Source organism: Aquamicrobium sp. LC103, from assembly GCF_001014615.2.
Classification (GTDB): domain Bacteria; phylum Pseudomonadota; class Alphaproteobacteria; order Rhizobiales; family Rhizobiaceae; genus LBCQ02.
The window spans coordinates 627,051-644,152 of sequence record NZ_LBCQ02000001.1; the positions used below are offsets into that span (position 1 = coordinate 627,051).

Below are 17,102 nucleotides of genomic sequence, written 5' to 3' on the forward strand. Positions count from 1 at the left end.
CCGCTTCGGGAAATTTCCGGCATTGGGCAAGGGCGTAACCTGCCGCGCGATGTGAACGGGGCAACACGGTTGCGACGATTCATAAGCGCTTAACCATCCCAAGCGCGAAAATTATTCGAAAACAGTTTGTTAGAGTTGTTCCTAATAAAAGGCCGCACTTTCGTTCGGAGGCGGCCCGCAATCTGCAGGTGTGTTTCCGACAGTGCGGGGCTGTCGCGAAGGGAGACATGTCATGCAGGCAATGAGAGGTAGCCTCCGGAGGATCGCGGCGCGTTTCGTCCGCTCGACGGAGGGCAATTTCGCGGTGATGATGGGCGTCGTCGCCTCGGTGCTGGCGCTGTCGGCGGGCTACGCACTCAACACCGCGCAACTCTATCACGCCAAGTCCAACCTGCTCGCGGCGCTCGACGCCGCCGTCACCTCGACGGCGCGCGACCTGACGACCGGCAAGATCGAGGAGAAGGATGCCCGCACGATCGTCGAGGCATTCCTGTTGGCCAATGGCGACCGCGCCTTTGCCGGCCCCGGTCGCGTCACGCTCGACAGCGTCGTCATAGACAGGGTCGCAAGCACGGTTTCCGCGCAGGCGAGCGTGGTGGTCGACGTGGCCTTCCCGCTCTTCGGCACGCTGAACCGCCAGCGCATCACCACCGATTCAGCCGCGCTCTACTCGGACAAGAAGATCGAGGTGGCGATGATGCTGGACGTGACGGGTTCGATGCAGGGTCAGAAGATCCGCGACCTGAAGACGGCGGCCAAAAATGCGGTCGACGCGTTTCTGGTCGGACAGAATCAGGCCGACCCGCGTGTGCGCGTCGCGATCGTGCCTTATGCGGATGCGGTGAACACGGGCTCGCTCTCGAATTACGTCTATGTCGAGCGGAACCGAAATTCCGAGGCGGAACCGCCAAGCGCAAGCGATCCCAAGGCGGTAGCCGGCGGCGGTCCCGACAGATGCGCCACGGACCGTGAAGGAAGGCAGCAATTTACGGATGCCGACCCCTACACCGCGATGGTCAATCGCGACTATCGCCTGGAGTTCTGTCCCACGGCCGCCCTACGGCCGCTCTCTGCCGATCAAGCCGCATTGAAAGCCGTGATCGATGGCTTCACCGCGAACGGACACACCGCAGGGCAGATCGGAATACAATGGAGTTGGTACATGCTTTCGCCACAATGGGCGAGCGTGCTGCCTGCGTCGGCGCGCCCCCAGCCTCATGATCCGAAGGCGGTCGCCAAATATGCGATTCTGATGACTGACGGCGAGTTCAATACGGCTTTTGCCGACGTCACCCACGGACAGAATGTTCGCGACCAAGCGTCGAAATCGCGCTCCTATGCCGAACGGCTCTGCTCCGAAATGCGCAAGCAAGGCATCGAGATATTCACCGTCGGATTCATGCTGAAGGCGAATGCGAAAGCGGTGATGCGCAATTGCGCAACGCCCGACAGCGGCGGAATCAAGCACTATTACGAGGCGGCGACAGGCGAGGAACTCGACGCCGCCTTCCAGGAAATCGCCCGCAACATCGAGCGCCTGGCACTGACCAGATAGCCGGCGGCGTCTCCCGCCGCGCAAAGGAAAAGGGCCATCCGAAAAGGATGGCCCCCGTGTTTCCGTTCGCGGCGCGGCCTCGTGGCGGCAGCAAGGCTGCCGGCCGCGCGTCACGCGCCTGTCAGGAAGAATGCTTCCCGAAAGGACGATCCGCCGGGGCCACGCTCAGGAACATGGAATCACTCGACATCGGATCACCTCCTTTCAGTTCGTTGAACACGACCACAAGGTGGGGTGTTTCGCGCCGCGGCGCAAGGGCCTTTGTTGTCGGTCGTGCGTCCGCTAACGTGTCGCCGGGTATTTGGGGGCTGAGATGGGCAGGTTTGCGAACACGCTGTCGATGATGCTTGTCGTTACGACGCAGGCATCGACGTCATTTGCAATGACGGGGTTCCATGACGAACCGCGATGGGTGCAATCCGGCCCGGTTCAACTCGCTCAAGGAGCGCGCTCCTGCAAGCAAGTGAGCTCCTGCGAGGAGGCGGTGGAGCTTTGGTGCGGCGGTTATCGGCGTGCGGATGGGGATGGCGACGGCATTCCTTGCGAGAACGTCTGCTCGAGCAAGGAAGAAGTGGACCGCATCCGAGAAGAGATCGGCTGCTAAAATGGAAGGCATGCGGGGCTTCCACCTGTGTGGAAGCCCCTGGCGCCTTCACTTCTTCTTGTTCTGCCGATTGGCGACCAGGTCGTCGACCACGGCGGGATCGGCGAGCGTCGACGTGTCGCCCAGCGCGCCGAAATCATCCTCGGCGATCTTGCGCAGGATGCGGCGCATGATCTTGCCCGAGCGGGTCTTGGGCAGGCCGGGCGCGAACTGGATGAGATCGGGCGCGGCGATCGGGCCGATCTCCTTGCGTACGTGGGTGACCAGCTCCTTGCGCAGGTTATCCGACCATTCGACGCCGTTCATCAGCGTGACGTAGCAGTAGATGCCCTGGCCCTTGAGGTCGTGCGGATAGCCGACGACGGCGGCTTCCGACACCTTGTCGTGGGAAACGAGGGCGGATTCTACCTCGGCCGTGCCCATGCGGTGGCCGGAGACGTTGATGACGTCGTCGACGCGGCCGGTGATCCAGTAATAGCCGTCCTCGTCGCGCCGACAGCCGTCGCCGGTGAAGTACTTGCCCTTGTAGGTCGAGAAATAGGTCTGCACGAAGCGCTCGTGATCGCCATAGACGGTGCGCATCTGGCCGGGCCAGGAATCGGCGATGCAGAGATTGCCGTCGGCGGCGCCGTCGAGCACCTTGCCTTCATTGTCCACGAGCTGCGGCTGGACGCCGAAGAAGGGGCGCGTCGCCGAGCCCGCCTTGAGATCGGTCGCGCCGGGAAGCGGCGTGATCAATATGCCGCCGGTCTCGGTCTGCCACCAGGTGTCGACGATCGGCACCTTCTTGTTGCCGACGACGTTGAAATACCATTCCCAGGCTTCCGGGTTGATCGGCTCTCCGACGGAGCCGAGCACGCGCAGCGACTTGCGCGAGGTCCTGGTCACGAACTTGTCGCCGGCGCCCATGAGCGCGCGAATCGCGGTCGGCGCGGTGTAGAAGATGTCGACCTTGTGCTTGTCGACCACCTCCCAGAGGCGCGAGGCTGAAGGATAGTTCGGCACGCCCTCGAACATCAGCGTGGTGGCGCCGTTGGCGAGCGGGCCGTAGACGATGTAGCTGTGACCCGTCACCCAGCCGACGTCGGCCGTGCACCAGTAGATGTCCCCGTCGTGATAGTCGAAGACGTATTGGTGCGTCATCGAGACGTAGACGAGATAGCCGCCGGTCGTGTGCAGCACGCCCTTGGGCTTGCCGGTCGAGCCCGAGGTGTAGAGGATGAAGAGCGGGTCCTCGGCCTTCATCTTCTCCGGTTTGCAGTCAGCCTTAACGGCACGGACCTCGTCGTGGTACCAGAGGTCGCGGCCGTCGGCCCAGCCGATCTTGCCGCCGGTGCGACGCACCACCAGCACGCTCTTGACCTTGACCTTGTTCCTCGCGGCGATCTCGATCGCCTTGTCGGTGTTCTCCTTGAGCGGGATCGCCTTGCCGCCGCGCAGGCCCTCGTCGGCGGTGATCACGAAGGTCGATTCGCAGTCGACGATGCGGCCGGCGAGCGCGTCGGGCGAGAAGCCGCCGAAGACGACCGAATGGATGGCGCCGATGCGCGTGCAGGCGAGCATCGCATAGGCAGCCTCAGGGATCATCGGCATGTAGATGGTGACACGGTCGCCTTTCTTGACGCCGTGCTTCTTCAGCACGTTGGCGAGCCGGCAGACATGCTCGTGGAGCTCTTTATAGGTGATCTTCCTGTCGTCGTAGGGGTTGTCGCCCTCCCAGATGATCGCCACCTGGTCGCCGCGCTTCTTCAGGTGGCGGTCGATGCAGTTGTAGGAGACGTTGGTCTGGCCGTCCTCGAACCATTTGATCGAGACCTTGCCGGAGAAGGAGGTGTTCTTGACCTTGGTGTAGGGCTTGAACCAGTCGATGCGCTTGCCGTGCTTGGCCCAGAACTTGTCGGGGTTCTTCACGCTCTGGTCGTACCATTTCAAATAGGTGTCGTTGTCGATCAGCGCGTCTTTCTTCCACGCCGGCTGGACGCGATGGATCTTTACATCGGACATTCTTTCCTCCGGGATCTGTGCCGGCAGCCCGAAGCAGCCGGCGAAGCGGACGACCGCCGCCATTCGCGCGCATTATTAACATTCCGCGCCTCGCCACAACATAGACGATGGATTCGAGCGGCCGCGATGTCGCAGACGTTCGGCAGGCTTGGTCCAGTCGCCGCTAGCAGTGGTCGGAGGCGGCTGCTAAATGGCTGAATTTAAAAGTAAAATGCACGTGATCCATGGAGATTTCAATAGACGGTTAACCAAAACGACCGCACATTGGCGATGTGGAGGAGCAACCTCGACGAGGTATCTGACCCATGCGCGACGAAACCGAAATGGAACTGATGCTGCGCGGCTACGGCCTCACCACTGCCGAGATTCTTTACCGGCTGCCGGACCACCCCGGCCTCCTGCAGACCTTCATCTGGCAGCATTACGACCTCGCTCCGAAATTTCCGGCGCTTTACGGTTTTCTCGACTTCTGGCAAGCGAAGCTGGACGGCCCGCTGCATTCGGTGCGCTACACCCACAAGCGGCTGATCTCGCCCAGCGAATGGCGCAATGTCAGCGGCGAACTGGTGCTGCATTGAAGCGGTCAAGGAACGGCGGCGGCCAGGCGTTCCGCCGATCCTGAGTCGGGCTATTCGCGACGACGGTAGCGTTTCGGTCGATCAAACCGCCGGTGGGTTGAGCCGGGCGAATCCTTCCTGCCGGCGATAGGGAAAGTAGGGGTATGGAGCGGTGGTCTCGCTCGCCGCATCGAGCCTCGCCACCTGGTCCGGCGTCAGCGACCAGCCGACGGCACCAAGGTTCTGGCGCAACTGCTCCTCGTTGCGCGCGCCGATGATGACGGAGGAGACTGTCGGGCGCTGCAACAGCCAGTTGATGGCGATCTGCGGAACGGTCCTGCCGGTTTCCTCGGCAATGGCATCCAGCGCATCGACGACGCGGTAGAGGAGTTCGTCTTCGACCGGCGGGCCGAAGCTCGCCGTCTCGTGCAGCCTGCTCGTCCCTGGAAGCGGCTTGTCGCGCCGGATCCTGCCGGTGAGACGACCCCAGCCGAGCGGGCTCCACGCCAGCGCGCCTACACCCTGGTCGAGGCCGAGCGGCATCAGCTCCCATTCATAGTCGCGCCCTACGAGCGAATAGTAGACCTGATGCGCGACGTAACGCGGCCAGCCATGCCTGTCGGCCGCGGCCAGCGACTTCATGAGCTGCCAGCCGGAGAAGTTCGATACGCCGACATAGCGCAGCTTGCCGGCCCGGACGAGGTCGTCGAGCGTGGAAAGCACCTCCTCGACGGGCGTGCCGGCGTCGAAGGCATGAAGCTGCAGGAGGTCGATATAGTCGGTGCCGAGGCGCCTCAACGCATCCTCCACCGCGCGGATCAGGCGAGGGCGCGACGAACCGGCGTCGTAAGGTCCATCTCCCATCGGCAGCGAGGTCTTGGTCGAGATCAGGATTTCGTCGCGGCGACCCTTGATCGCCTCGCCCAGAACCTCCTCCGAGGCTCCAGCGGAATAGACGTCGGCCGTGTCGAAGAGGTTCACGCCGGCTTCCAGGCAGATGTCGACGAGGCGGCGGGCTTCCATCGCGTCGGTGTTGCCCCAATTGCCGAAGAGCGGGCCCGTGCCGCCGAATGTGCCCGCGCCGAAGCTGAGGGCGGGAACCTTCAGTCCGGATGCTCCGAGACGTCGATATTCCATGGATAAATCTCCTAGAGTTTCGGTTCTGGTGTCTTGCGTGCTTCGAGGCTCGCTTCGCTCGCACCTCAGCATGAGGATGCGTCAGGGCCTGACCGCTAGCGTTCCCATGTCGAGGCGGTTCGACCGAATGGTCGGGCTTTGAAGGCTGGACAAGGGCTCACTCGGCCGGATCGGGGCAGACCGCGGCCGGCGCAAGCCTCTCGCCGTCCCGTTTTTCGAGGCGCAGCGCGAGGAACGCAACGGCCAGGGCTGCCAGCGGCACGAGGCCGGCGATCCAGGTGACCGAGCCGAGACCCGGTCCGTGGTCGATGACGAGACCGCCGAGCCCTGCACCTATGGCGTTGCCGAGATTGAAGGCTGCGATGTTGAAGCTCGATGCGAGCCCTTGGCCGGCGCCTTCGGCCTTCTGCAGCACCCACATCTGCAGCGGCGCGACGGTGGCGAAGGCGGCCGCGCCGAACAGGCCGATGGCCGCGACCGCCAGAACCTGATCGTGGATCGCGAAGGTCATGGCGAGCAGAACGGCGGAGAGCGCGACGAGGCTGCCGAGCATGGTCGGCACGAGGCGCCTGTCGGCGAGCTTTCCGCCGAGCAGATTGCCCACCACGAGCCCGCCGCCGAAGACCAGCAGGATCGGCGAGACGGCGGCGTCCGAAAAGCCGGTGATCCGCGTGAGGATCGGGGCGATGTAGGTGAAGGCGGCGAACACGCCGACCCAGCTCAGCACCGTGGTGAGCAGGCCGAGCAGGACGGGGCGACGAGAAAGCACGGCGAGCGCGCCGCCGGTGTCCGCCTCCTCGTCGGCGGCGGGCTCATCCCTCGGGACGAGCAGCGCGATCACCGCGAGCGCCGCGATGCCGATCAGCGTCACCGCCCAGAAGGTCGAACGCCAGCCGAACGCCTGGCCGAGCCAGGTGCCGAAAGGAACACCGAGAATGTTCGCGACCGTCAGGCCGGTGAACATGATCGCGATCGCCGATGCCTTCCTGTTGGGCGCGACGAGGCCGGTGGCGACGACGGAGCCGACGCCGAAGAAGGAGGCATGCGCGAAGGCGGTGAGCACGCGCGCCGCCATCAGCGTCCAGTAGTCCGGCGCCAGCGCGCAGGCGAGATTGCCGATCGTGAAGACGACCATCAGGCTCATGAGCAGGGTCTTGCGCGACCATTTTCCGGTGAATGCGCCGAGCAACGGCGCGCCGGCGACGACGCCGAGCGCGTAGCCGGATATCAGCAGGCCGGCCGACGAGATCGAGACGCCGAGATCGGCGCTGACCTCGAGCAGAAGGCCCATGATGACGAATTCGGTGACGCCGATGCCGAAGGCGCCGGCGGTGAGGGCATAAAGGGCAAGGGGCATGGGGCGCGCTCCGTGATAAAGGGAAGGCGCCGATGGATGCGCCCGCGCCGAAGAAGATCGTGACGTTTCCGGCTGTGAACCAGCCTTGCCGAGGGCACATTTTCTGTGAAATAGATTCACGGATGGCGAGACCCGAGATCAACCGTTCCGGCGAGATCGAAGTGTTCGTGCGCGTGGTGGAAGCTGGGAGCTTTTCCGCCGCCGCGCGCGAACTGCGCATGACGCCGTCCGCCGTCAGCAAGCTGATCGCGAGGCTGGAGACACGGCTAGGCGCCCGCCTGGTGAGCCGCTCGACGCGCAAGCTGCAGCTCACGCCGGAAGGCGCCGGCTTCTACGAAAGCGGCACGCGCATACTCGCCGACATGCTCGCGGCCGAGCGCGAGGCGGCGGCGGGAGCGGCGCCGCGCGGGCGGCTGCGTGTCAACAGCTACGTGCCGTTCGGCCAGCACAGGCTGATCCCGCTCCTGCCGCGCTTTCTCGAACGATATCCGGACGTGGCGGTGGACCTGGTGCTGACCGACAACGTCATCGACCTGATGGAGGAACGCGCGGACGTTGCCATCCGCGCCGGTCCGCTCGGCGAATCGAGCCTGATCGCGCGCAAGCTCGGCCAAAGCCCGATGGTGCTGATCGCCGCTCCTTCCTATCTCGAAAGGCGCGGCGTGCCGCGCAGCCCGCGCGACCTTTCCTCGCACAATCTCATGGATTTCTGCTTCGTGCGGCGAATCGGCGGCTGGCCGTTCATCGACGAGGCGGGCGAGGCGATCATGATCAATCCGGCAGGCAACACGCTGGTCAGCGACGGCGAGGCCATGCGGCGGATGGCGATTGAGGGGGCGGGCATCGCCCGCCTTGCGCGCTGGCATGTCGGTCCCGACATCGAGGCGGGGCGGCTGACGCCTCTGCTGGGATCATTCAATCCCGGCGATCAGGAAGTCACCCATGCCGTCTATGTCGGCCAGGGCAAGCACCTGCCGGCGCGGGTGCGGGCGTTCCTGGATTTTCTAGTGGAACATGCAAGATTGTATTGAGTCGTTCAGGCCGGCGCGTCGGACCATGGATTAAGCACGGCAACGCCGGTGCCATCGAAATCGGCGATATTTCGGGTGACGACCGTCAGGCCATGGACAATCGCAGTTGCCGCTATCAGCGCATCGGCTTCGCCGCGCCTATGGCGAGCGGAAAGCCTACCCCATTCGAGGGCGACATCCTCCGTTATCGGCAATATCCGATCGCCATTCTCCTGTCTGAGCGTTTGCAACCATTTCTCAAGCTCGCGTGCCTTAGCCGGCTTACTGGCACGCACCATTTCAATGCCGCGTTCGATCTCGCCCAATGTGATCACGCTTAGGTATACTGAGCCGGAATCTACCGACGACAACCATGCCACCGGTTCCGGAACGCCTTTGTGGGCATCCGAGAACGTGTTGGTATCGATGAGATACATCAGAAATCGATAGGTGGCCGGCTGGATGCCTTGCTCCGCCGGTTGACTGCCTCGTACATTTCCTCCGGCCAATCGGGTCCGGAAAGTATATGGCTGATCAGCGTCGGCCTGTTTTCAGCGACGCTTGCGGTGCCCACGCCACGCTTGACGCTGTCGATCGCCTTCAGGGCTTCCGACTTCGAAGTGTATCCCCCAGACCTGAAGACGACCTCGCCGTTCGGTGACACATAGCGAAAGCGGATATGGCCGTTCCTGTCCCGGAGCAATTCGAAACGCGCTCTGCCCAGCTCTCGTTCGTTCGATCCGGCCGTTTCAGATGCAGCTTTTCCTTGCATTCGAAGTGCTCCTGCTTGAAGTCTGCACATCATACCAAGTGTTTTGCCCTGACACCACGGCACATTCCACGCTCAGCGCGTTCCAAAAATCGCCGAGCCGACCCGCACGCTCGTCGCGCCGAACCGGATCGCGGTCTCGTAGTCGCCGGACATGCCCATCGAAAGCTTCTCGACGCCGGCCTCGCGGGCGATCTTTTCGAGCAGGGCGAAGTGCGGTCCCGGATTCTCGTCGAAGGGCGGGATGCACATCAGCCCCTCGATCGCGAGGCCGTGCACGTCGCGACAGCGCGCGACGAAGGCGACCGCCTCGCGCGGATCGATGCCGGCCTTCTGCTCCTCGAGACCGGTATTGACCTGGACGTAGAGCCGCGGCGCCTTTTCCTGCCTGGCGATCTCCTTGGCGATTTCGGCGGCGATCTTTTCGCGGTCGACGGTCTCGATCACGTCGAAGAGCGCGACGGCTTCCTTCGCCTTGTTGGATTGCAGGGGACCGATCAGATGCAGTTCGATGTCGGGAAATTCGGCCCTGAGCGCCGGCCACTTGCCTTGTGCCTCCTGGACGCGATTCTCGCCGAAGACGCGCTGGCCCGCCCCGATGACCGGCCGGATCGCGTCGGCGTCGAAGGTCTTCGAGACGGCGACGAGCGTGACAGTGCCTGCCGCGCGCGCCGCGACCTCCGCCTTCGAAATGTTGGACTTTACCGATTCCAGGCGCGAAACCGCGTCTTCCATGTCTCATTCCTGCTGTTTTTGGCCTCTGCCATGCCCATATGGTTGACGCTTCCGGGAAAGCATGGTGAAGGCAGGGTCATCTTTGAACTGACAGCTCGCCTGCGGCAGCTTCCGATGTCTTTTAGGTGAAAAACCGGTCATGGCAACCGAACGATACAATCCGCGCGCTTCCGAATCCAAATGGCAGAAGGCCTGGGAGGAAGCGAAGATCTTCGAGACGAAGAACGACGACCCGCGCGAGAAATACTACATGCTGGAGATGTTCCCCTATCCGTCGGGGCGCATCCATATGGGCCACGTTCGCAACTACACGCTCGGCGACGTCATCGCCCGCTACAAGCGTGCGAAGGGTTACAACGTCCTGCATCCGATCGGTTGGGATGCGTTCGGCCTGCCGGCCGAAAACGCCGCGCGCGAGCGAGGCGTTGATCCGCGCGAGTGGACCTACGCGAACATCGAGACGATGAAGGCGCAGCTCAGGACGATAGGGTTGTCCTGGGACTGGGCGCGCGAGTTCGCCACCTGCGATCCCGCCTACTACAGGCACCAGCAGAGGATATTCCTGGATTTCTGGCGGGCCGGGCTGGTCGAACGCAAATCGGCCAAGGTCAATTGGGACCCGGTCGACATGACCGTGCTCGCCAACGAGCAGGTGATCGACGGGCGCGGCTGGCGCTCCGGCGCGCCGGTCGAACTGCGCGATCTCACCCAATGGTTCTTCAAGATCACATCGATGAGCCAGGAGCTGCTGGACAGCCTCGACACGCTGGACAAATGGCCGGAGAAGGTCCGCGTCATGCAGGCGAACTGGATCGGCCGGTCGGAGGGCCTGCAGATCCGCTGGCCGCTGGACGAGGGCACGACGCCTTCCGGCGAGAGCGAGCTCGAGATCTACACGACCCGGCCGGACACGATCTTCGGCGCGTCCTTCATGGCGATCGCCCCCGACCATCCGCTGGCGAAGAAGGCAGCGGAGGGCAATTCCGAACTGGCGGCCTTCATCGAGGACGTCCGCCGGCGCGGCACCTCGGCGGCGGAGTTGGAGACGGGCGAGAAGGTGGGCTTCGATACCGGCATTCGTGCCGTGCATCCGTTCGATGCGAACTGGACGCTGCCGGTCTATGTCGCGAACTTCGTGCTGATGGATTACGGCACCGGCGCCATCTTCGGCTGCCCGTCGGGCGACCAGCGCGACCTGGATTTCGCCAACAAATACGGCCTGCCGGTCGTGCCTGTGGTGATGCCGGAAGGAGCCGACGCGGCGACCTTCCAGATCACCGAGGAGGCCTATACGGACGACGGCGTGATGATCAATTCGCGCTTCCTCGACAGCATGAAGCCGAAGCAGGCGTTCGACGAGGTGGCCACGAGGCTGTCCGGCGTCACGACAAACGGTGGCCCGATGGCCGAGCGCAAGGTGCAGTTCCGCCTGCGCGACTGGCTGATCTCGCGCCAGCGCTATTGGGGCTGCCCGATCCCGGTCATTCATTGCGACGATTGCGGCGCGGTTCCGGTTCCGGAGAAGGACCTGCCGGTCGAACTGCCGGCCGACGTCACCTTCGACAAGCCCGGCAATCCGCTCGACCATCACCCCACCTGGAAGCGCGTCTCCTGCCCGAGCTGCGGCAAGGCGGCCAGGCGCGACACCGACACGATGGACACGTTCGTCGATTCGTCCTGGTATTTCGCCCGTTTCACCGATCCGTGGAACGAGACGAGCCCGACGACACTGAAATATGTCGACGGGCCGACGGGCTGGATGCCGGTCAATCAGTATATCGGCGGCATCGAGCACGCGATCCTGCATCTGCTCTATTCGCGCTTCTTCATCCGGGCGATGCGCATCACCGGCCATCTGAACGCCGTCGACGAACCGTTCGAAGGCATGTTCACGCAGGGCATGGTGGTGCACGAGACCTACCGGCTCGGCAGCGGCCAGAACGGTTCCTGGATCACGCCCGCCGAGGTGCGGATCGAGGAGAGTGACGGCAAGCGCCGCGCTTTCCTGATCGGTACCGGCGAGGAGGTCGAGATCGGCTCCATCGAGAAGATGTCGAAGTCGAAGAAGAACGTGGTCGACCCCGACGACATCATCGCGAGCTACGGCGCGGATACCGCGCGCTGGTTCATGCTGTCGGATTCTCCGCCCGAGCGCGACGTGATCTGGACCGAGGCCGGCGTGGAAGGCGCGCACCGCTTCATGCAGCGCGTCTGGCGGCTGGTCTCGGAGGCCGCGCCCGTGCTTGCCGGCGTTGCTCCTGCCTCGAGCCGCGAGGGCGAGGGGGCCGGGATATCCAAGATCACCCACAAGACGTTGAAGGCCGTCGGCGAGGACATCGAGCGGCTCGGCTTCAACAAGGCCGTCGCCCGCCTCTACGAGCTCGTCAACGCGCTTTCGCCGCAAATAGCCGCGCTTGCCGCGGGCAAGGAGGCGGCGGCGAAGCCGGCCGCGCGCGAGGCGGTCGAAAGCCTTTTGGCGATGATCGCGCCGATGATGCCGCATCTGGCCGAGGAGTGCTGGACGGTGATCGGCGGCAAGGGCCTGGTCGCGAATCAGCCCTGGCCGAAATTCGATCCCGCGCTGGTGGTGGACGATGAAGTCACGCTTCCCGTGCAGATCAACGGCAAGAAACGGGGCGATTTGACAATCGCCCGAAACGCGGATCAATCTGCGGTCGAAAAGGCGGCGCTCGAGCTCGATTTCGTTCAGAAGGCGCTCGACGGGAAACCGCCGCGCAAGGTGATCATCGTGCCGCAGAGAATCGTCAATGTCGTTGCCTGATCATAGACGCCGGGTGCGCAAGGCTCTCCTGGCCGGTGCGGCGTTGGGACTTGTCGCGCTCGCCGGCTGCACGGTGCGGCCGCTTTATGGCGACGTGACCTCGGCCACCGCGCCGGGCGGAGCGACGAGCGCGGCGCTCGCCTCCGTGGCCATCAATCCGGTGAACGATCGTGTGGGCCAGGAGGTCAGGAACCAGCTGATCTTCCTGCTCAATGGCGGTGCCGGCCAAAGCGCAAGCCCCGTACATACCGTCGATCTCCGCGTCACCTCCCGCAGGACCAGCGCGGCCAGGGTGCAGCCGACGACTCAGGATCTCGAGCCGACCGCCGCCGTCGTGACGGTGCGCGCGGGTTACACGATCACCGAGCGCGCGACCGGACGGCGCATCGCCGCCGGCACGCGCCAGGTCGTCTCGCCTTATGACATCCCGCGGCAGGAATTCGCCGCGGTCAGGGCTGAACGCGATGCGGAGAACCGCGCCGCGCGGGAACTCGCCGAACTGCTTCGGCTGGTGATCGCTCAGGAGCTGGTGAAACCGTCCTCGAACGCGATTCCCGCCATCGTCTCCTCGCCCGACGAGCTAGAAGGGATCTCCAATGTCCGCACGCCAGGCCAACTAGAGGTTCGCTAGCGCCGGCGCCGGAACCTTTGGGTTGCATTCCAGTTAACTGGCGATGTCACAAGGTCGTCACTCTTGTGGGCCAGACATCGCCGGAAGGAAGGGGATGAGATGGATTTCCGCACGATGCCTTCGTTGACATCCGCACTGGTACGGGAGAGGGACTGGTATCTGGGAAATCCCGATCACGTGGTCGACCAGCTCATCGCCGAGCGCGCCACCAAGCTTTCGCGCAATCCGCTCTGGCCGGTGCTGCGGCCGGTTCTCTACCGCTGCTTCAACTATCGCCAGGCCGTTTCGATGGCCGACGAGATCGCCGACGTCTCCGGCTGGGAGGCGTTCAGCTATCTCAGCGATCTCCTCGCGCTGAACATCTGCATCAAGGGCAAGGAAAACATCCCGGCCACGGGCGGCTTCGTGCTCGCACCCAGCCATCCGACCGGCATCGCCGACGGCATCGCGGTGTTCGATCTCCTGAAGGATGCCCGCCCCGACATGGCGATCTTCGCCAATCGCGACGCGCTCAGGGTCACGCCGCAATTCCGCGACATGATCATCCCGGTGGAATGGCGGCAGGGCGAGAAGACACATTCCAAGAGCCGCGACACGCTCGAAATGACGGCACGCGCCTTCGCCGCCGGCAAGGCGGTGGTGCTGTTCCCATCGGGTCGCATCGCATACTGGAACGAAGGCCGGCTGACCGAGCGGCCCTGGCAGAATTCGGTGGTCGCGCTCGCGCGCCGCTACAATGTCCCGATCGTTCCCGCCAACATCACCGCGCGCAATTCCGGCCTGTTCTACTTCCTGTCGAAATATTCGACCGAATTGCGCGACATGACCGTCTTCCACGAGCTTCTGAACAAGAAGCGCATGTCCTTTACCATCACCGTCGGACGACCGGTCGCGCCCGAACTTCTAGACGGCGACGCCGCCGAGGCGACGACGCTGCTCCAGAAATACGCGGTGGAGACGCTGGCGGCCGATCCGGCCGCCGTCTTTTCGCCCGAGAAATCCGTCGCGACCTAGCCGATCTTCTGGCCGGTCTTCGCCCAATCGGCGAGAAAGGCCTCCAGGCCCTTGTCGGTCAGCGGGTGCTTGACCAGCGCCTTCAGCGTCGCCGGCGGCACGGTCGCGACATCGGCTCCGATGAGCGCGGCGCGCTTCACATGATCGACGGTGCGGATCGAGGCGGCGAGGATTTCGGTGTCGAAGCCGTAATTGTCGTAGATCTGCCGGATCTCGGCGATCAGCTCCATTCCGTCGAAGCCCATGTCGTCGAGGCGACCGATGAAGGGCGAAATGAAGGTGGCGCCGGCCTTGCCTGCCAGCAGCGCCTGATTCGCCGAGAAGCAGAGCGTTACATTGACCTTGCGGCCGTCGGAGGTGATGGCCTTGCACGCCTTCAACCCGTCGAGCGTCAGCGGCACCTTGATGCAGATGTTGTCGGCGATCTTCGACAGGAAGTCCGCCTCGCGCATCATTTCGCCATACTCGGTGGCGACGACCTCGGCGGAGACCGGACCTTCCACGATGCTGCAGATTTCCCTGGTGACCTCGACAATGCTGCCGCCGGACTTCAGGATCAGCGAAGGATTGGTGGTGACGCCGTCGAGCAATCCGAGATCGTTGAGTTCGCGGATTTCCTTCACGTCGGCGGTGTCGACGAAGAATTTCATGGGGTATCTCCTTGGCAATTTCCAGCGTCGCGGGAGGCGCGTCTTCGTTCGGCCTTTGCTCTAACGCAAAGTCCGGGCAAGGTCACCTGCAATGAAACAAGATTCGCCCGAAAGCATGGCGGCTGAAAACCGCAGCGCCGTAGTTCCCGTGCTGGTCCCGATGCCGGCGGAGCGGCCGTATTCCTATTCCGTGCCGCCGGGCATGACGGCCGTGCCCGGTTCGATCGTGCGCGTGCCGCTCGGGCCGCGCCAGGTGGCGGGCGTCGTCTGGGACACGCCGGTCGACGCCGTCGACCCGAGGAAGCTGCGGCCGATCGAGGAGGTCTTCGACTGCCCGCCGATCGACGAGAAGACGCGCCGCTTCGTGGATTGGATATCCTCCTACACGCTGTCGCCGCCGGGCATGGTGGCGCGGATGCTCCTGCGCGTGCCCGCCGCTTTCGATCCCGAACCGCCCCTCGAAGGCATCGTCTGGGCGGGCTCCGAGCCGGATCGGATGACCGATGCTCGCCGCCGCGTGCTGGAGCTCGCCGCCGACGGCCTGGCCTGGACGCGTTCCGGCATCGCCCACGCCGCCGGCGTGTCGCTGACGGTGGTGGACGGGCTGAAGGCGCAAGGCCTGTTCGAAACGGTGGAAATTCCGCCGCGCCCGGTGGTGGCGGCGCCCGACCCCGGCTTCGCCGCACCCGAGCTCACGCTCGATCAGACTTCCGCCGCACGAACGCTGCGCGAGAAGGTGGAAAGCGGCGGCTTTTCCGTCACGCTCCTCGACGGCGTCACCGGTTCGGGCAAGACGGAGGTTTATTTCGAGGCGATCGCGGCCGCGCTGGAAAAGGGCGCGCAGGTGCTGGTGCTCGTTCCGGAAATCGCGCTGACCCAGCAATTCCTCGAGCGCTTCCACGACCGGTTCGGCGCGCGGCCGGCGGAATGGCATTCGGATCTCGCGCCGAAAACGCGCGAGCGCGTCTGGCGGCAGGTCGCCGAAGGCCGGGTCCGCGTCGTTGCCGGCGCGCGCTCGGCGCTCTTCCTGCCCTTCAAGGAACTCGGCCTGATCGTCATCGACGAGGAGCACGACCCGGCCTACAAGCAAGAGGATCGCGTCTTCTACAATGCGCGCGACATGGCGGTGCTGCGCGGCCATCTCGGCGACTTTCCGGTTGTGCTCGCCTCGGCCACGCCCTCGATCGAAAGCCGGGTCAACGCGCAGCAGGGCCGCTACGGCCGCGTCGTCCTGCCCGGGCGCTTCGCCGAGGCGGCGCTGCCCGATCTGAAGGCGATCGACATGCGCCGCTCGCCGCCCGCCCGCGGCGGCTTCCTGTCACCGGTCCTGCTCGGAGAGATGAAGCGCACGCTCGAGCGCGGCGAACAGTCGCTGCTCTTCCTCAACCGGCGCGGCTATGCGCCGCTCACGCTGTGCCGCGTATGTGGCCACCGCTTCCAGTGCCCGGACTGTTCGAGCTGGCTGGTCGAGCACCGCTTTCGCGGCCAGATCGTCTGCCACCATTGCGGCCACGCCGAGAAGCGGCCCGAAGCCTGCCCCGAATGCGGCGCGCTCGACCATCTCGTGGCATGCGGCCCCGGCGTGGAGCGGATAGCGGAAGAGGTCGTGGGACATTTCCCCGACGCGCGCACCATCGTGCTCTCCTCCGACATGCTGGGCGGGGTTAAGCGGCTGCGGCTGGAGCTGGAGGCGATCTCCAAGGGCGAGGCGGACATCGTCATCGGCACGCAGCTCGTCGCCAAGGGTCACAATTTCCCGAACATGACGCTGGTGGGGGTGGTCGACGCCGATCTGGGGCTCGCCAATGGCGATCCGCGCGCCGCCGAGCGCACCTTCCAGCTTCTGAGCCAGGTCACCGGGCGTGCCGGGCGGACCGGCAAGAAGAGCGCCGGCCTGCTGCAGACCTATCAGCCGGAACATCCGGTGATGCGCGCGATCGTCTCCGGCGACGCCGAGACGTTCTACGAACGCGAGATCGCCGAGCGCGAGCGGGCCGCGCTTCCGCCGTTCGGCCGGTTGGCCGGCATCGTGGTCAGCGCGGCCACCCGCGCGGAGGCCGAGAGCCACGCGCGTGCGTTGCGCCGTGCCGCGCCGCATTCGAAAGAGATCGCCGTGCTCGGACCGGCCGAGGCGCCGCTGGCGCTCGTCGCCGGCCGTCACCGCTTCAGGCTGCTGATACACGGTGAACGGCGAGCCGATATGCAGGGCTTCGTCCGCGACTTGCTGATTGCCGGGCCGAGGGCAAGGGGGTCGGTCAGGGTCCAGGTCGACATCGACCCGCAGAGCTTTTTGTAAA

General features: G+C 64.5%; 15 protein-coding genes. 8 read left to right on the plus strand and 7 right to left on the minus strand.

Annotated elements, in window-relative coordinates; genetic code table 11:
* Positions 1-232: 232 nt before the first annotated feature.
* Positions 233-1,555 carry a TadE/TadG family type IV pilus assembly protein gene (locus XW59_RS03095; RefSeq protein WP_052958138.1) on the plus strand — a complete coding sequence of 441 codons (1,323 nt, stop codon included), beginning with the start codon at positions 233-235 and terminating at the stop codon, positions 1,553-1,555.
* A gap of 382 nt (positions 1,556-1,937) precedes the next feature.
* Entirely contained in the window at positions 1,938-2,159 is a 222-nt protein-coding gene (locus XW59_RS03100) for an excalibur calcium-binding domain-containing protein (RefSeq protein ID WP_047145704.1), read from the plus strand.
* 48 nt (positions 2,160-2,207) lie between these two features.
* On the opposite strand, the gene acs is transcribed toward XW59_RS03100, so the two are convergent.
* Entirely contained in the window at positions 2,208-4,163 is a 1,956-nt protein-coding gene (acs, locus tag XW59_RS03105; RefSeq protein ID WP_047145705.1) for an acetate--CoA ligase, read from the minus strand.
* 305 nt (positions 4,164-4,468) lie between these two features.
* On the opposite strand from acs, the gene XW59_RS03110 reads away from it, so the two are divergent.
* Positions 4,469-4,741 (plus strand): usg protein, encoded by a 273-nt coding sequence (locus tag XW59_RS03110; protein WP_047145604.1) that lies wholly within the window; start codon positions 4,469-4,471, stop codon positions 4,739-4,741.
* Between the two features lie 81 nt (positions 4,742-4,822).
* Here XW59_RS03110 and XW59_RS03115 read toward each other — a convergent pair whose 3' ends face one another.
* Positions 4,823-5,857, minus strand: coding sequence for an aldo/keto reductase (locus XW59_RS03115; protein ID WP_047145605.1), 1,035 nt, complete (start codon positions 5,855-5,857; stop codon positions 4,823-4,825).
* A gap of 157 nt (positions 5,858-6,014) precedes the next feature.
* Entirely contained in the window at positions 6,015-7,214 is a 1,200-nt protein-coding gene (locus XW59_RS03120) for an MFS transporter (protein WP_047145606.1), read from the minus strand.
* Positions 7,215-7,336: 122 nt separating this feature from the next.
* Here XW59_RS03120 and XW59_RS03125 point away from each other — a divergent pair, with 122 nt between their 5' ends.
* Positions 7,337-8,245 carry a LysR family transcriptional regulator gene (locus XW59_RS03125; protein WP_047145607.1) on the plus strand — a complete coding sequence of 303 codons (909 nt, stop codon included), beginning with the start codon at positions 7,337-7,339 and terminating at the stop codon, positions 8,243-8,245.
* A 5-nt stretch (positions 8,246-8,250) separates the two neighbouring features.
* On the opposite strand, the gene XW59_RS03130 is transcribed toward XW59_RS03125, so the two are convergent.
* The 3 genes from XW59_RS03130 to XW59_RS03140 are packed head-to-tail and all read right to left on the minus strand — an operon-like array spanning position 8,251 to position 9,728.
* Positions 8,251-8,661: a type II toxin-antitoxin system VapC family toxin gene (locus tag XW59_RS03130; protein ID WP_047145608.1), complete on the minus strand. Its 411-nt coding sequence runs from the start codon at positions 8,659-8,661 to the stop codon at positions 8,251-8,253.
* Positions 8,661-9,029 (minus strand): DUF1508 domain-containing protein, encoded by a 369-nt coding sequence (locus XW59_RS03135; protein ID WP_348639291.1) that lies wholly within the window; start codon positions 9,027-9,029, stop codon positions 8,661-8,663. The genes XW59_RS03130 and XW59_RS03135 overlap by 1 nt, the downstream gene beginning before the upstream one ends.
* A 39-nt stretch (positions 9,030-9,068) precedes the next feature.
* Positions 9,069-9,728, minus strand: a complete 660-nt coding sequence (locus XW59_RS03140) for a YggS family pyridoxal phosphate-dependent enzyme (protein WP_047145609.1) — start codon at positions 9,726-9,728, stop codon at positions 9,069-9,071.
* Between the two features lie 139 nt (positions 9,729-9,867).
* Between XW59_RS03140 and leuS the strand changes: the two genes are divergently transcribed.
* From leuS to XW59_RS03155, 3 genes are all read left to right on the plus strand, one after another.
* Positions 9,868-12,510, plus strand: coding sequence for a leucine--tRNA ligase (gene leuS / locus XW59_RS03145; RefSeq protein ID WP_047145610.1), 2,643 nt, complete (start codon positions 9,868-9,870; stop codon positions 12,508-12,510).
* Positions 12,497-13,141 (plus strand): LPS assembly lipoprotein LptE, encoded by a 645-nt coding sequence (gene lptE / locus XW59_RS03150; RefSeq protein ID WP_082137574.1) that lies wholly within the window; start codon positions 12,497-12,499, stop codon positions 13,139-13,141. The genes leuS and lptE overlap by 14 nt, the downstream gene beginning before the upstream one ends.
* A gap of 114 nt (positions 13,142-13,255) precedes the next feature.
* Positions 13,256-14,155, plus strand: a complete 900-nt coding sequence (locus tag XW59_RS03155) for a 1-acyl-sn-glycerol-3-phosphate acyltransferase (protein ID WP_246665975.1) — start codon at positions 13,256-13,258, stop codon at positions 14,153-14,155.
* Here XW59_RS03155 and fsa read toward each other — a convergent pair.
* Positions 14,152-14,805 (minus strand): fructose-6-phosphate aldolase, encoded by a 654-nt coding sequence (gene fsa, locus XW59_RS03160; protein ID WP_047145612.1) that lies wholly within the window; start codon positions 14,803-14,805, stop codon positions 14,152-14,154. The genes XW59_RS03155 and fsa overlap by 4 nt on opposite strands.
* Positions 14,806-14,896: 91 nt before the next feature.
* On the opposite strand from fsa, the gene XW59_RS03165 reads away from it, so the two are divergent.
* A complete protein-coding gene (locus XW59_RS03165) occupies positions 14,897-17,101 on the plus strand; it encodes a primosomal protein N' (protein WP_047145613.1) in 2,205 nt (734 codons plus the stop codon).
* Position 17,102: the final 1 nt, after the last annotated feature.

What these genes read in the sequence shown, in the direction of transcription:
- XW59_RS03115 (WP_047145605.1), bottom strand. Translation starts at nt 5,857, where the DNA reads ATGGAATATCGACGTCTCGGAGCATCCGGACTGAAGGTTCCCGCCCTC.
- XW59_RS03130 (WP_047145608.1), bottom strand. Translation starts at nt 8,661, where the DNA reads ATGTATCTCATCGATACCAACACGTTCTCGGATGCCCACAAAGGCGTT.
- leuS (WP_047145610.1), top strand. Translation starts at nt 9,868, where the DNA reads ATGGCAACCGAACGATACAATCCGCGCGCTTCCGAATCCAAATGGCAG.
- XW59_RS03165 (WP_047145613.1), top strand. Translation starts at nt 14,897, where the DNA reads ATGAAACAAGATTCGCCCGAAAGCATGGCGGCTGAAAACCGCAGCGCC.
- XW59_RS03155 (WP_246665975.1), top strand. Translation starts at nt 13,256, where the DNA reads ATGCCTTCGTTGACATCCGCACTGGTACGGGAGAGGGACTGGTATCTG.
- XW59_RS03135 (WP_348639291.1), bottom strand. Translation starts at nt 9,029, where the DNA reads ATGATGTGCAGACTTCAAGCAGGAGCACTTCGAATGCAAGGAAAAGCT.
- fsa (WP_047145612.1), bottom strand. Translation starts at nt 14,805, where the DNA reads ATGAAATTCTTCGTCGACACCGCCGACGTGAAGGAAATCCGCGAACTC.
- XW59_RS03100 (WP_047145704.1), top strand. Translation starts at nt 1,938, where the DNA reads ATGACGGGGTTCCATGACGAACCGCGATGGGTGCAATCCGGCCCGGTT.
- XW59_RS03095 (WP_052958138.1), top strand. Translation starts at nt 233, where the DNA reads ATGCAGGCAATGAGAGGTAGCCTCCGGAGGATCGCGGCGCGTTTCGTC.
- XW59_RS03125 (WP_047145607.1), top strand. Translation starts at nt 7,337, where the DNA reads ATGGCGAGACCCGAGATCAACCGTTCCGGCGAGATCGAAGTGTTCGTG.
- XW59_RS03120 (WP_047145606.1), bottom strand. Translation starts at nt 7,214, where the DNA reads ATGCCCCTTGCCCTTTATGCCCTCACCGCCGGCGCCTTCGGCATCGGC.
- acs (WP_047145705.1), bottom strand. Translation starts at nt 4,163, where the DNA reads ATGTCCGATGTAAAGATCCATCGCGTCCAGCCGGCGTGGAAGAAAGAC.
- XW59_RS03140 (WP_047145609.1), bottom strand. Translation starts at nt 9,728, where the DNA reads ATGGAAGACGCGGTTTCGCGCCTGGAATCGGTAAAGTCCAACATTTCG.
- lptE (WP_082137574.1), top strand. Translation starts at nt 12,497, where the DNA reads ATGTCGTTGCCTGATCATAGACGCCGGGTGCGCAAGGCTCTCCTGGCC.
- XW59_RS03110 (WP_047145604.1), top strand. Translation starts at nt 4,469, where the DNA reads ATGCGCGACGAAACCGAAATGGAACTGATGCTGCGCGGCTACGGCCTC.